Source organism: Massilia pseudoviolaceinigra, assembly GCF_030846505.1.
Lineage (GTDB): Bacteria > Pseudomonadota > Gammaproteobacteria > Burkholderiales > Burkholderiaceae_D > Telluria_A > Telluria_A violaceinigra.
Genome location: NZ_JAVCWL010000046.1, coordinates 1 through 14723, shown reverse-complemented (window position 1 = coordinate 14723; position 14723 = coordinate 1). Strand labels below are relative to the sequence as shown.

General features: G+C 61.2%; 10 protein-coding genes and 3 pseudogenes. 10 read left to right on the top strand and 3 right to left on the bottom strand.

Annotated features, from left to right (window positions below; genetic code table 11):
• The first annotated feature begins 19 nt into the window (after positions 1 to 19).
• The 7 genes from RBA40_RS30515 (at position 20) to RBA40_RS30485 (ending at position 10222) form a co-directional block, all read left to right on the top strand.
• Positions 20 to 4984, top strand: a complete 4965-nt coding sequence (locus tag RBA40_RS30515) for a beta-ketoacyl synthase N-terminal-like domain-containing protein (RefSeq protein WP_306652398.1) — start codon at positions 20 to 22, stop codon at positions 4982 to 4984.
• Positions 4985 to 5000: 16 nt separating this feature from the next.
• Positions 5001 to 6104, top strand: a complete 1104-nt coding sequence (locus RBA40_RS30510; protein ID WP_306652396.1) for a cupin-like domain-containing protein — start codon at positions 5001 to 5003, stop codon at positions 6102 to 6104.
• The gene (locus RBA40_RS30505) at positions 6097 to 6873 is read left to right on the top strand and encodes a thioesterase II family protein (protein ID WP_306652394.1); all 777 of its coding nucleotides are present in this window, start codon (positions 6097 to 6099) and stop codon (positions 6871 to 6873) included. Before RBA40_RS30510 ends, RBA40_RS30505 begins: the two co-directional genes overlap by 8 nt.
• A gap of 83 nt (positions 6874 to 6956) precedes the next feature.
• Entirely contained in the window at positions 6957 to 7685 is a 729-nt protein-coding gene (locus tag RBA40_RS30500; protein WP_306652392.1) for a GNAT family N-acetyltransferase, read from the top strand.
• A 60-nt stretch (positions 7686 to 7745) separates the two neighbouring features.
• Positions 7746 to 8597 carry a 3-hydroxyacyl-CoA dehydrogenase family protein gene (locus tag RBA40_RS30495; protein ID WP_306652390.1) on the top strand — a complete coding sequence of 284 codons (852 nt, stop codon included), beginning with the start codon at positions 7746 to 7748 and terminating at the stop codon, positions 8595 to 8597.
• Positions 8598 to 8717: 120 nt separating this feature from the next.
• Positions 8718 to 9854, top strand: coding sequence for a DOMON domain-containing protein (locus RBA40_RS30490; protein WP_306652388.1), 1137 nt, complete (start codon positions 8718 to 8720; stop codon positions 9852 to 9854).
• Between the two features lie 26 nt (positions 9855 to 9880).
• On the top strand, positions 9881 to 10222 hold the full coding sequence (locus RBA40_RS30485) for a hypothetical protein (protein ID WP_306652387.1): 342 nt from the start codon (positions 9881 to 9883) through the stop codon (positions 10220 to 10222).
• 32 nt (positions 10223 to 10254) lie between these two features.
• On the opposite strand, the pseudogene RBA40_RS30480 reads toward RBA40_RS30485, so the two are convergent.
• Positions 10255 to 10785, bottom strand: a pseudogene (locus RBA40_RS30480) (IS6 family transposase); the annotation flags it as partial.
• A 43-nt stretch (positions 10786 to 10828) separates the two neighbouring features.
• Here RBA40_RS30480 and RBA40_RS30475 point away from each other — a divergent pair.
• Positions 10829 to 11545: pseudogene (locus RBA40_RS30475) on the top strand (Tn3 family transposase); the annotation flags it as partial.
• 211 nt (positions 11546 to 11756) lie between these two features.
• Positions 11757 to 13964: a DOMON domain-containing protein gene (locus RBA40_RS30470; protein ID WP_306652385.1), complete on the top strand. Its 2208-nt coding sequence runs from the start codon at positions 11757 to 11759 to the stop codon at positions 13962 to 13964.
• A gap of 211 nt (positions 13965 to 14175) precedes the next feature.
• Here RBA40_RS30470 and RBA40_RS30465 read toward each other — a convergent pair whose 3' ends face one another.
• Positions 14176 to 14298 (bottom strand): hypothetical protein, encoded by a 123-nt coding sequence (locus RBA40_RS30465; protein WP_306652383.1) that lies wholly within the window; start codon positions 14296 to 14298, stop codon positions 14176 to 14178.
• Here RBA40_RS30465 and RBA40_RS33640 point away from each other — a divergent pair.
• Positions 14249 to 14380, top strand: a pseudogene (locus RBA40_RS33640) (hypothetical protein); the annotation flags it as partial. The gene RBA40_RS30465 and the pseudogene RBA40_RS33640 sit on opposite strands and share 50 nt — an antisense overlap.
• 26 nt (positions 14381 to 14406) lie before the next feature.
• Here the strand turns inward: RBA40_RS33640 and RBA40_RS30460 are convergent.
• Entirely contained in the window at positions 14407 to 14556 is a 150-nt protein-coding gene (locus RBA40_RS30460; protein WP_306652381.1) for a hypothetical protein, read from the bottom strand.
• Between the last annotated feature and the right edge of the window lie 167 nt (positions 14557 to 14723).

Genomic DNA, 14723 nt, shown 5'->3' with positions numbered 1-14723 from the left:
AACAAGGGGAAACACAACTATGAGCGCAGTAATCAGAGAAGATCTCGACATCGCCGTGATCGGCCTCGCTGGCCGCTTTCCTGGCGCCGAAAACTGTCAGGCATTCTGGCGCAATTTGCTGACGGGCGTGGACAGTGTGTCGCGTTTTTCGGAAGAGGAACTATTGGCGGCCGGCCACGATCCCGACAAGATCCGCAACAAGAATTTCGTACCGGTTAACGGCGTGTTGCAGGGAGCCGAGTATTTCGACGCCGAGTTCTTCGGTTACAGCCAGGCCGAAGCCGCGGTGATGGACCCACAGACCCGCCTGATGCTGGAGTGCGTATGGCATGCGCTCGAGAACGCGGGAGTGGATCCCGACCGACGGGGGCGCAACATCGGGCTCTTCCTGGGAGCACGCAGCACGGTGCAGTGGACAATGCAGGCCATGCTGTCCGAGCAGGTCGACAATGTGGGTGGCTTTCTGGCATCCCAGCTGTCGAACAAGGATGCAATGAGCACGCTGATCTCGTGGAAGCTGGGATTACAGGGGCCGAGCTTCACGATGCAGACAGCATGCTCGACCAGTCTCGTGAGCATTCACCAAGCGGTGCAAAGCCTCTTGAACGGTGAATGCGAATTCGCCGTTGCCGGTGGAGTCAGCCTGCTGCTGCCTCAGCAGAACGGTCATACCTACCAGGACGGCATGCTGTTCTCACGCGACGGCAAGACCCGTGCGTTCGACGCCGAAGCCAGCGGAAGCGTGTTCGGCAGCGGCCTGGGCGCCGTGGTGTTGCGGCGTGCCGGCGATGCGATTGCCGATGGCGACTCGATCTGGGCCATTCTCAAGAGCTCGGCCATCAACAACGACGGCGCCCGCAAGGTCGGCTACACCGCACCCAGCGTGAAAGGCCAGGCCGATGTGATTCGCAGCGCACTGGGACTGGCGGAAGTCGAGGCGGCCGACCTCGATGTCATCGAATGTCACGGCACCGCTACTGCGCTAGGCGACAGCATCGAGTTCATGGCGCTGCACGAAGTCTTCAATGCCAACGGCGTTGCCGATGCCGTAAGGCCTAACCGCTGCGCGCTCGGCGCGGTCAAGGGCAATATTGGCCACCTGGATGCCGCTGCCGGGGTGGCCGGCTTCATCAAGATGGTGATGGCACTGCGGTACGGCGTGATTCCACCGACCCTTCATTTCCAGCGACCCAATCCACAGCTGGAATTCGAACGATCGCCGTTTTACATCAACACTTGCGCCCAGCCCTGGACTGGCCGCGCCGGCAAGCCACGCCAAGGCGGCGTCAGCAGCTTCGGCATCGGTGGCACCAATGCCCATGTCGTGTTGCAGCAATACCTGCCGGCCAACGAACAGGCGCCGGCAGCAACCAGCGCCGCTCCGGCACTGCGGCTGTTCCCGTTCTCCGCCCGCAACCCGGCGGCGCTAACCCGACTGTTAGAAACGATGGCGCAGTGGCTGGTGACGCAAGACGTGCTGGACCTGCAAGCCTTGGCGCATACGCTGGCCAGACGGCGTAGCCTTCCCTGCCGCCTGCTGTTGGCGGCCGATTCGCGATCGGCCTTGCTGCAGGAAATCAAACGCTATCTGGCACAGGACGAAGAGGGCAATGCGTTGGCGTTTTTGCGCCCGGCATTGGAATCGAGCTCGCCGGACAAGCTGGAAGCCGTTGCCGGCTGGCTGGGTGGCAAGCAGCGCGACCTGCCTGCCAGCGCGCTCGAAGAGTATGTCGGGCCGCCGCTGATGGACGTGCCGGCATACCCGTTCGAGCGGGAGGCGCATGGCGCCAGCCATATTTCCGACAAGACGTGGGTGCAGATCGCCAATCTTCTCGCAGCGCCGGAAGAGCGCAACCGGTCGAAGAACGAGGCAGGGCTGTTATTGCCGTTCTGGCGGCCGGTTCGGGTTCCGGCTGCCGCCACAGCATCGGCTGTCCGTGCCGTGCTGCTGGCCGATTCATCCCTGTCCACGCTGGCCGATGGCCTGGCCGGGCGCCAAGTCGAGACGAGGAGTCTGGACCTGCGGTGCCCGACCGCGCTGCGTTCCGCCTTGAGCATGCTCACTGCCGATGCGCAGCCGGACCGGCCGCTGGTCGTGGCGCTGGCCTTTCCGGCCGAGGCGTTCCTGCTGGCAGACGATTCGCTGCACCTCCTGGCCGAGCTGGGCAAGACCTTGGCGATGATCGATTTTTCCGGTTTCGCGTCGACCCATCTCTACCTCCTGGCGCCGCAAAGCCGCATGACCGGAGAGGCAAGCAGCCAGGCCGGTGCAGTCTTCACCGTGGCGGCACTCAAGGCGCTGGCCCTGGTTGCCCCACAGGAGATCCCCGGCATCCGCTGCGCCTTCCTTGGTATCGACGACGCCGGTTCGACAATGACGCAAGCAGCTCTTGCCGGTCTGCTGCGCGCACCACTACCGGGACCGCTCAAACTGACCGAGGAAGGCCTGTTCGTCGAAGACTTCCGCAGCCCTGATGCGGCGGAGAATGAAGTGCTCGACGCCGACCGGTTTGTAGGCAAGACCTTCGTCATTACCGGCGCCGGCGGCCGCATGGCCAAGGCAATGGCCCTGGTCTTGGCACGGCGCTTCCAGGCACGGCTGGCGCTCGTCAGTCGCCAGCCGGCCGATTCGCCCGCAATGCAGGAACTGCGCGACACCTTGCTGGCGGCGGGGGCCGCGGCAGTCGAGGTTTTCCCATTTGGGCTGACTTCGGCAGCAGATGGGGTGACGCTGTTCGCGGCGATCCGCGAGCGGCTGGGCGATATCTTCGCCGTGATTCACGCTGCCGGGGTGACCGATGGCGATTCGTTCTCGCCACTGGCCAGCCTCGAAGCCGGTCATTATCAGGCCCAACTCCGCCCCAAGGCACTGGCTGCCCAGATCCTGGCCCAAGTGTTTGATGAAGTTCCAGTCGAGTATTGCTTTGTCACCTCGTCGATGTCCACCTTCTTCGGTGGCATTGCCCATGCGCCGTACGCGGCGGCCAACCTGTTCTTGGATGGTTGGGGCCAATGCAGGAACCGGCGTCCGGGCGGGACGCGCTGGGTGGTGGTGAACTGGGAAACCGTGCATTTCGAAGAGCGGCCGCAGGGCGATTCCCACGCCTGGGGGGCCAACGAGGTTGCCTTCACCGGTGTTGCATTTCCCGCCTTGTTCGAGAAGAGCCTGCGCGAATACGATGGCGAGAGCCAAAAGATTTTCTCGGCGGGCGGATTCGCGGGCCGGCTGTATGCCTGGGGTGGCCGGCGTGCGCCGGCTTGCGCACGCAGTCAAACGGCAGCCGCCATCAAGCTGAAATCCCGACCGTCGGCCGTGGGCGCTGCCTATCGGGAACCTAGCACCCCAATGCAACGCGAGCTTGCCGCTATCTGGAGTGCGATCCTGGGTGTGGACGGCATCGGCGTGGATGACCATTACATGGAGCTTGGCGGCGACAGCCTGAAAACCATCGTCATGGCGGAGAAAATCTACAAGAAACTAGGCAAGCGCATCGCCATCCAGGAGTTTTTCGCGCAACCGACTATTCGTGAGGTGGAGCGCCAATGCCTGCAGGCCGAACAGGCGCCTTCGCGCTCGGTTTTGCCCGATATCGATCCCGCCGTGCCCATCGTCGCCAGTTCGGATCAGGAACGCTTGTACATCCACCAGACCACGTTCCGGGATGCCAGCTATAACATGCCGGTGGCTTTCCAGTGTCCCACCAGATACAGTGCGGCTGCCATTGCCGCCGCCATCCGGCAGGTCGCTGACCGGCATCTGGTCCTGAAGTGCCTGTTCGAACACCAGGATGCGAAGCTCATGATGTTGCCTCAGCCCGATGCCGAGATCGATCTTAGCGTGGCGTTTGCCGCATCGACGCAGGCGGAAAACCTTGCCCACCTGGAGCAATTCGCTGCCATGCCGTTCGACCTGCGCACGGCGCTGCCAATCCGCGCCATGCTGCTGGAGTCGGCCGGGGCCGGGCAACCCCACCAAGTGCTGATCGTCGTCCACCACATCGTTTGCGACGCCGTGTCGCTTAGCATCCTGGCGCACGATTTTCAACGTCTGCTCGAAGGCGCTCAGCTGCCGCCGTTGGAGTACAACTTTGCCGCCTACCGGCACCGGCAGCAGGTGTCCGAAAGCGCGAAGCAGGCGCGCAAGGACAAAGCCTACTGGTTGGCCAACTTGCTGCCGCTGCCCAAGCCACTGGAGCTGCCAATCACGGAAGGCGCGGCCAGCAGCATCGAGGCTGGCAGCCATCGGGGCGTTACCGTGGTCCGACCCGTTCCGGCTGCCATGAGCGAGGCGATTCGGCGTCTGTGCGATTCGCAGGGCATTTCTCCCTTTATTTTCTTCCTCGGCGCATTTGGCGCGCTGATAACCAAGATCGGCCGGACCGATGCCGTGCTCTTCGGCGTTCCAGTCACCGGTCGCAGCCAGCCCGAGGAGCTATCGCTGGTGGGCTATCTGGTCAACATGCTGGCGATGAAGGTGGAGCCGGACCCCGACTTCCCAACGGCGGATTATTTGCTCGACCTGCAGGCCCAGTGGGAGGAGAGCATGCCTTACCAGCGCTGTGCGCTGAACGATCTGCTGGACACGCTGCGCAGCGACCCGTACTGCCAGAACCGGCATGGACGGCATCCGCTGTTCGACGTGGTATTCGGCTACCTGCCGTTCAGCCTGAACGGCGCAGCCGAGGCCGCTCGTGACGACGGTTTCTCTCGACTCGAGCTGGCTGCCGATACCGCCAAGTTCGATCTGTTGATGGAAGTATCCGAAACGAGCGATAGCTTCGATTGCTTGATCCAGTACCGCGAAAACCTGTTCAGCAAGGCGGTCATCGCCTCCACATTCGATTACTTCTTCATCCTGATCGAAGCAGTGCTGGCCGACCCCGACATCGAGCTTGGTCATCTGCTGCCGAGCTTGAACCCGCAGACCACACAGGCGCCGCCTGTCATGGCCCTGGAAGATGTGGATAAGGAATTCGATTTTTAATGAGAAAGAATACGCCATGAGTTTCTTGAGCAAGGCTTGGAACGCCCTTGGAGATGTTGGGCTATGGGCGTTCGAGGAAGTGAGCATCTACCGGCGCAAAAGGAAGCCGGCCCCGCGGATAGGCAAGGCCGAGGCGCTGGCGCGCCTGCGGGCAGCCGATTACGGCGTTGTCGAGCGTGTGAAGGATATGTCGAGTGCTGATTTTCTCGAGCGCTATCTGATGCAGCAACGACCCGTGATCGTTACCGATGGCCTACGCGACTGGCCAGCACGCCAGCTCTGGAGTTTCGACTACTTCCGACGCGAATTCGGCGGCATGACCGTGCAGCTGCAGGACGCGGGGTTTCGGCCGGGCGCGCAGGCCCGGCTGGACAGCTACTTGGCCGAGATCGCCGCGCGGTCTCCGGTGGAGCTGGGGCAGTTGAACAAAGACCTGGATTACTTGCGCTATACCTACGACTCGTATTTCAAGCATTTGCTTTTCACCTGGGGCTTTGGCCATCACGTGAAAACACAGTCATTCAGCTTTGTGGCGTTCCAGCGCATCCGCGAGCACTGGGGCCGACCGTACTTCCTGCCGGCAGGCGGTTACCGGATCCCTTGGGTACAACTAGGCAGCCTGCGTCCGAACGAACGAATGTGCCAGGACTGGGGGCTGTATTTCTCCGCGCCGGGAGCCTGCACCCGTCTGCATGCCGACGGCATGCGCAGCAATGCCGTCCTTTGCCAGATTGCGGGCAAGAAGGCCGGGTGGATCTTCTCGCCTTCGCTCGAAGGCGCGGCAAGAAGCGCGGCTGAAGGCAGCGATGCAGAGGACTTCGCGGGCAGTGGCGCGGACTCGGCAGACCGCATATGGCGGTTCGATCTGGCGCCAGGGGAAATCCTCCTGATTCCACGTGGGTTGGCTCATGAGGTCCACACCTTGTCACCCAGCATTTCCCTGACCTTCAATTTCGTGACCAATCTGGAGTTTCAGGACTATTTCCGCTACAAGGCGGAGCGTGGTTCGGGCTGGATTGCCAGCGCGCCGATTTCCGCCGTCTCGGAATTTGCCGAGATCTACCGTGCCGATCCGAACTCGGTTGTGGCCGATGCCAACAGGGAGGTGCACCTTGCCTGATCCAATTTTGTCCCTTGCGCAGAGAAGGCCGGGCGCAGCCGTCCAGCTACTCTTTCTGCACCATGCCGGCGGTTCCAGTTATCCCTATCTGCAGATCGGCAACCAGCTGTCGGCGTCGATCGAGCCCTTTTGTCTGGAGCTGGCGGGCCGCGGATCGCGCCTTCTAGAACCGCTGCAGGCAGACCCGGAGCTGACGCTGTCCGGCATTGTGGCAGCTATCCGTCACCTTGGACTGGGCCGTGACAAGCCCTTGCTGCTGTTTGGCCATAGTTTGGGTGCCGAGCTGGCTTACCAGCTCGCAGACCGGTTGCAACGCGAATCGCCGCAGATGGTGCTGGGCCTCATCCTGTCGGCCCGGTCGTTTGTCGGCCCTGACGCTAAGGGCGGCGCGCCTAGCATGCCGATGTCAAATGCTGAGATCCTGCACCTGCTCCAACAGTACGAAGGCACGCCAGCCGAGGTGCTGGCCGATGCCGAACTCAGACAGTATGTGATCGGCGTCATGCGCAATGACCTAGCCTTATTGGCGGCGCTTTGCCGCCTGCCCAAGCCCATCCTGCCGCTTGCCGCACATGTGGTGGGCGGCGACGGCGACAGCCGGGTTCCCGTTTCGCGGCTGGCGGACTGGGAGCGAGTGTTTGCCGCGTTAGTCACGCAGAGGCTCTTTCCGGGCGGGCATTTTTACCTGTTCTCTAGCCCAGAATTCATCCCTTGGCTCGAGGAACGGGCGCACAAACTTGCCCGGCAGGAGCCAGTCTTTTCCGGATAGATGGCCTAAAATTTTACCGGCCATCACTTTTTTACAGTCCATTTTCTCAACCAAGTTTTCTCAACCAAGTCGAGTAGAAACACATGTCTCAATTTTCTAAAACCATCGAATCGTTCTGGCAGGAGTCTTTCCTCGCTGGCGACATCCTTTACCGCAGCGACACGCTGATCGTGGCGGCCAATCCAGATATGGAAGCCGGCCGGCAGTTGATGCTGCTGGAAACTACGGACGGCAAGGCGATGGTGGTGCTAACCCCTGCGCTGGCAGACAAGCTGGGACTGTACCACCAGCAGGACTTGACCGAGGCGATGTTACGCCAGAAGCTGCAAGACACCAATGTTCGGTTACATGGTGCCGACTATGTTTTCCACTTCACTGAGGCGGAGCGGCAGGCTCTGCTGCAGGAACCTCTGCCGGACGACCTGCGGCAACTCAGCGCGACTGACGACGCGATGTTTGCCGAGTTCCAGTCCAATGCGTCGGAGCAGGATCTTGACAATGCCTATGTCGAGCTCGATCACTGGGTCGTGTTTGGTTCGTTCGAGCAGGATCGGCTGGTTTGTGCCGCGAGCATGTATCCTTGGGATGACCAGAAGATTGCCGATGTCGGCGTCCTGACGCTGCCACCGTTCCGGAGCAAGGGTCATGCGCGCCGCGTCATCCGCGCGATTAGCCGTCATGCCTACGCACAGGGCTATGAACCGCAATACCGCTGCCAACTCGACAATGCGGCATCCGTCGCGCTCGCCAAGGGGGCAGGGCTGACCCTGTTTGGAAAGTGGGATGCGGTCCTGTCTGAGTCCGCCGAGTAACTCTTCACGGCCACATCCGGCCGAATCAGCCGCGGCTGTCCCCAAGAATAAGGAAACGTCATGTCACAACTAAAAATCGCCGTAGTTGGCGGCGGCAATATCGGTTCAAGTCTGGCCTTTGACTGCGCTCTGCACGACCAAGATGTAGTCGTGGTCGAGAAGGATGAGCCATCCTGTGCACAAAGCAGGGCCCGCATCGAGGAAACCGCTAGCTACGCACCCCTGTTCAGCCCGCTGGCCAAGGGTAAACAGCCGCAAGACATATTGCGCCGCATCGTCTGGACGACCGATCTGGAGTCGATCGGAGATTGCGACTTCGTGGTCGAAAACATCCCCGAGAATGTCGAACTCAAGCAGGCGCTCTACCAGCGCATGGCCGAGTTCGTTGCGGCCGACGCCGTGCTGGCGGCCAACACCTCCTGTATTCCCATTACCAAGCTTGGCTCTTTCCATAGCCGGCCGGCGCAGGTGATTGGTGTGCATTTCATGAACCCCGTTCACATGAAACATACGGTGGAGGTGATCGTCGGCCTCAATACCTCCGACCAGACCCGCGACCGCTGTCTGGAGATGCTGACGGTACTAGGCAAGAAGTCGGTGGTGGTAAAGGATGGCCCCGGCTTCGTTTCCAACCGCATTTCCCATTTGTTCATGAACGAAGCGGCTTTTACCATCCAGGATAGTATCGCCAAGCCTGCCGACGTCGACACGATTTTCAAGGAATGCTTCGGCCACAAGATGGGCCCGCTCGAAACCGCCGATCTGATCGGTATTGACACCGTGGTCAACTCCCTCGACGTACTGTACCAGCTGTTTCAGGACTCAAAATACCGCGTCTGCCCGCTGATGCGGAACATGGTCGACGCCGGCCATCTAGGGCGCAAGGTCGGCAGGGGCTTTTACGCCTACTGATCCGACAAGGCGGGGGCAGTGAGCGAAGCAAGCTGCCTGGCCTGGCGGGACCTGCCTTCCTGCTCCTGTTTTAAAAATTGAGGCAGGTAGAATGCAGGCGTCTGTTATTCCTACTATGCTATGAAGCCATTTCTGTCAGTTCGTTCACTCATGCATGCAGGCAGTAGCCTACGCAAGCCATACTGGCTTGTTCTGTCGGCCCTTCTTCCTGCTTCGTCGCACGCTGTGGCGTTCAAGGCATACACGCTTGCCGCGGTTGATCAGCCCATCGCCGTCGACGGTCGGCTCGACGAGCCGGCTTGGCATATGGCCGCTCGTCACAGCCGCTTTTCGCCACTCTCTCCCGAAGCCGGCGGTGCGGTGCCGGACCATCTGCGGACCGAAGCCCAGGTGATTGTCGATGGCCACGCGCTGGTAATCGGAATCCGAGCCTGGGACAAGGAGCCTCCCCGGGTCATGTTGTCGCGACGAGATGCAGTCCGGCGCGATCAAGACATGATAGGCATCTGGGTGGATCCGAACGGTCGCCGCGAATCGGCTAGGTTCGTGAAGTCCAGCCTAGCTGGCGTGGTCCGCGATGGCATCTATTTCGGCGCGGAAGACGAGGAAGACCTAGGGCCGGACTATCCGGTACAGATTGGCGTCACCCTGCTCGATGACGGCTACAGCATGGAAATCCGCTGGCCACTTGCCGCCCTGCGCTACTCCTTCGACAGCAGCATGCCGTGGCAGATTGCACTGGCACGTGGCATTCCCGGTGCTGACGACTTGTTGCTGGTCAGCGGCGAGGCCGACGACAACGCATTCAATTTTCTCAACGCTAGCTTACCACTCGAAGGAATGACCGAAGTGGTGAACAAGCACCGCCGCCAGAGCGAGTACCAGGCCATCGTCGAATGGACTGGCCGTAGCATAAACCAACTTGGTAGTCAGAGCCGCGAAGGCAACCTTGGTGCCGAAGGATGGTGGCCGCCACGGGCGGACTGGATCTTCAATGCGACGCTGAACCCCGATTTTGCCCAGATCGAGGTCGATGCCCCGCAAGCCAGCGGCAATCTGGCACTGGCACAAGCCCTTCCGGAAAAACGGCGCTACTTTCTGGAAAGTGCCGATGTGCTGGGCCTGACCCTGCCTGCGTTCTACTCACGCACTATCGGCGACCCGCACTGGGGGCTGCGCGGCACCTGGCGAGGCGAGCAGACTGATGCGTCGCTCCTGCTGCTGAAAGACGAGGCAGAAACTCCTTCCTCGTCTTGACGAGATTCGGCGTCTCGTTCGAAAAAATGGCATTCTTGCTCGAGCGCCTGTTCGTCTGCTTCTTGGCGATGCGAGAGTCCGGCATCGAATGGCCGCGCATCACCGAGGACGAACTGGATAAGCAAGCCGCGCGCTTTAGCGCGACAGTCAACTTCGCTGACGGCCTGGGACCAACACTCGCCGGTCAGTCGCTGGCCCAGTACTCCCACGGCCACCCAGAACCGCATCTGCTCGCCTATGTGACAAGCGAGATGAGGCAGTGGCTAGCGAAGGTGCGGCCCGAGGAGAGCGACAAGTACGTCATGCTAGCCGCCATGAATATCGTCAACCGCATCGGGCACGTGTCCCTGAACGTAGCGTCGCGCTAGCCGACTGCTCAACTGGGGTTCGTGGATCGCTTACGCTCGATCAGATTGTTAAGGTATTTCGACGAGCGAAGTTTCGTCGACTCGGCAAGCCTTCCTTGCTGTTGAAGTTCACGAACGGCTCGATGGGAAGCAGCATAACCGTCGAGTGTGATCGATAACGGCGAGCGAGCCTGAGAGCGTACGGCCTTACGAAAGAATGCCTTTGCCGAGGCCACGTTGCGCCGAGGGCTAAGCCGGAGATCAACCGTCTTGCCTGCCGAGTCGACCGCCCTGTAGAGATAAGCCCACTGACCGGGAATTTTGACGTAGGTCTCGTCAACGCGCCAGGATGTGTCTGCTTGAGTAGAAAAGCGGCCCCAGCGCTTGTCAAATTCAGGCGTGTAACGTCGTACCCAGCGCAGAATGGTCGAGTGGGCAACCGACAGGCCTCGCTCAGCCATCATCTCGACCAGGTCGCGATAGGAAAGTTTGTAGCGCAGGTACCAGCGCACGCACAGGACGATGATTTCTTGCTCGAAGTGTCGGCCCTTGAACAGGTCGCTCTTGCTCTGACGGTTACGCATGCGGAACAAAGCTCGTCATTTAGCCCAGCCGCAGATGTGCACCAGAGCCGGCGACATCCGGGTGCAGGGTTCGCGCCAATTCCGCGACGTCGAGGAATACCTGCTACCCACGGAAAAATTCGGGGCCATGAAAACGGCGCGCGAGTTGCCGATCGCCGTCACTAGGACTGCGACCAGTACCTGCACGACCGCCTCCACTTGCTCGAACAGCAGCTGGCCATCGTCAACCGGCTCGCGCTGACGAACGAACTGCCCGATGCGATCATTACTGAGACAGGACTGAGGATCAGCCCCCCAGGACGCCGTGGTGCCGGATGAGGCCCAGGCGCTGATTGACTTCGCCGGCGGCATGCTTCCTCGGATCAAGATCACCGAACTGCTGATGGACGTGGACGACTGGACCGGTTTCACGCGCCACTTTGTCCATCTCAAGAGCGGGGAGCAGGCCAAGGACCGGACTTTCCTCATGTCCGCTATCCTGGTCGACGCCATCAACCTCGGCCTGACCAAGATGGCGGAATCGAGTCCCGGCGCCACTTAGGCGAAGCTCTCGTGGTTGCAGGCCTGGGACATCCGGGACGAAACCTATTCGGCCGGCCTGGCTGAACTGGTCAACGCCCAGTTCAAGCACGCCTTCGCCGCGCACTGGGGTGACGGCACAACGTCGTCGTCGGACGGCCAGCGCTTGCGCGCGGGCGGCCGAGCCGAGAGCACGGGCCACATCAACCCCAAGTACGGAGCCGAGCCCGGCAAGCTGTTCACAGTATGGACTCAGGGTATGTGCAACTGGGCGTGCGGGTAGGTTTGCTGGGATATGATCGAACAAATTGAGCTTAGCGCCCGATTTTTTCCGTTTTCCCTATCCGCCTCAAAATACCGGCTATAACATTCATTCTACGCGCCAACGAAGTTCACTTGCATCTTTTGCAAGGTTTTATGTAGAATGTGGCTCCGCCCTATAAGTCGCCAGCATGTTCGTACCCTTTGTTACCTTCGCGGCCGCCGCGCTTTTCGGCGGGACGCTCCACGCGCAATCACTCACCGCGACACCCAACGGCGCAACGCCAGCCGTCATTATCGACGGCGCGCTTGGCGAATGGCAGTGGACTGACGCGCCGGCCCTTGAGCACTTTCTTGAGTATGAACCGAGCAACGGCGTCAAGGCGCCCGACCACCTGCGCACCAGCGTAAAGCTGCTGGTTGATGAACACGCTCTCGTTTTTGGCATCCGCGCCTGGGACAACCAGGCTGCGCGTATGCAAGGTTCACTGGGGCGGCGCGACAAGGTGGGCACCGATCAAGACTTCATCGGTATTTGGATCGACCCAACGGGACAAGGACAGTCAGCGCAGTTTGTACGGGTCAACATCGCCGGCGTGCTCACCGACGGCATCAGCCGCCGTAATGCCGACGACGACTTGGGGCCCGATTACCCGATCGATGCCGCAGTCAAGGTCCTGCCCGACGGCTACAGCATGGAAGTACGCTGGCCGCTGTCGAGCCTGCGCTTTCCTTACCGTGACGGCAAGCCCTGGCGCGTAATGATCGAACGCAGCGTGCCGCACGACGGGAGCAGATTGCTGCTGAGCGTGCCCTTGAAAACTGGAGGCAGCAACTACATGGCCGACATGGCGCCGATCGCGGGGATGGACCGGACTGTTGCAGCGGTGCGTGACCGCCGCTTTGTGGACGTGCGCCCAGAGCTGACTGTGCGCAGCGGCAAGGGACCCAGCCTGGGTGTGGAAGTGAACGCCCGGCCACGCGCCGACTGGGTGCTCAACGCCACGCTCAATCCCGATTTTTCGCAGGTCGAGATCGATGAACCGGTCAGCGGTGCCAGCCGCATTGCATTGAGTCTGCCGGAAAAGCGCGGCTTCTTCCTTGAGAGCGCCGATGTGCTCGGGCTGCCGCTGGCGCCATTCTATTCGCGGACGGTGGCCGATCCGGCCTGGGGCCTGCGCGCGACTTGGCGCTCGGCCGGCGCGGATGCCACGGCGATGAGCCTGCGCGACCGCGAAGGCGGCGTCGTTCTGCGAGGGGGCACCTATGAAACTGCCGCTCATGTTCAGCGCCACGAGACACTGGCCAGTTTCACGCGCATGCGCTGGCACCAAGACAGCGGCGTGGTCGGCGCTTTTGCCTCGATGCGCGACTATGGCGCTGCCGGCAGCAATGTGGTGGCGGGGATGGACGGCCAGCGTGACCTTGGCAGTGGTAACCAGGCCGCCTGGGTTGCCATGCACTCGCGGACCACGGCCGGCTTTAGCGACGCAGGCGCCACATTGGCGCCTGCGCGGCGCGGCAGTTATCTGTGGACCCAGTTCAAGCACAATTCCGACGACTGGATCAACGATTTAGAATTGCAAGCCATCTCGCCGGGATTCGTTAACGATAACGGCTTCGTGCCGCAGGCCGGCATTGCCGAGGCCAAACTCAACCTGGCCAAGCGCCTGGGCGAACACGACATCGGCATCAAAATGTATGAATCGGAAGCCTATGTGCGGCTGCACAAGGTCGTCACACTTTCCCACGCGGTCAATGGCCAGCGCGGTGGCGAGACGATATCGAGTGCGATCCATCCGGGTGTGTGGATGTTTGGGCCGCGCCAGACCCGGCTGTGGGCGGAGTACGGGTTTGATCGCCTGCGCGGAAAGCGCGACGGTAAGGTGCACGATATCCCCGCTCTGCACGCTGGTTTCGAAACCAAACCGGTCGCCTGGATCTCGCAAGTGGGCGGCGAAATGGTGCTGGGACGCAGGCTCGACGTGGAGGCTGACCGAGTCGGCCACGGCGGCGAACTGCTGGGCATACTCAAGCTTCGCTTCGCCTTGCCCTTTGGCTGGGCCACTGAGCTTGATCATCGCCTCAGCCGCACTTGGGTTGACGCTGGCGACGGCCGTGCCGCTTTTGCCGACACTGGATGGCGGTGGCTGGCCATGCTTCACTTCAGCCCGCGCGACTCGCTGCGCCTCCTGGCGCAGAACATGGCTTACGCACGCCGGCTCGACGCCAGCGCGGGGATCGATGCCTACGCAGACCGCCAGCTGCACCGTTCGTTGTTATACCGTCACCTGTGGCAACATGGCCGCTCCATGTCACTTGCCTGGTCGGCCGACCGCACCCGCAATCCGGATGTGCTCGACAAGACCCTGACGTTCAAACTGCAGTGGGAAATGTAGCGTCCTGGGATCAAAGGCTGATTGGATGTCAGAACTCGCCGAATCATATCTTGTCCATACGCGCATGTTTGACTCATAGACCCCTACAGCCATCCCAGCGTCGCCAATGTGTCAGTTGCAGTTATTACCGGTTGGCGGCTCTGGAATGCAGGTCGGCGCCTATAAATGCAGGTTCATTTGCAGCTCAGTGACGGTCAGTGTCGAAATAGCTTTACGCCAGCCAGGTCAACGCGGCCGGGGCACTGGTCTCGAACGTGGACGACCTGGCGCGCTGGGAGCGTGCGATCGCCAGCGGCACGCTCATCAGCCCAGCGAACTGGACCCGCGCATTCACGCCCTACCGGCTGGTGGACGGTAACACGTGCGCGTACGGCTATGGATGGGAAATCGGCGCGCTACAGCAACGCCGGCTGCTGGCCCACAGCGGCGGCATCAATGGCTTTCAGAGCTCGCGCTGCGCCTGCCGGAAGATCGGCTGTTCGTGGCCGTTCTCAGCAACGCGGACTTCGGCATCGTGGATCCGTAATATATCGCTCATAAAATCGGTGCGATTGCGCTCGGTGAGCCGCTTGTGGATTTCGAGGAGATCCACCTGGATGTGGGTGTGCTCGACGCGTACGTCGGCGTATACACCGTCAACGCCTCGGAGCAACGCACTTTCTGGCGTGAGGGCGATCAGTTGCTGATGCTCCGGACCGGAGGCGACGTCACGCCCGTGCGTCCTTATTCAACCGACGGATTCTTTATCAAGCACACACT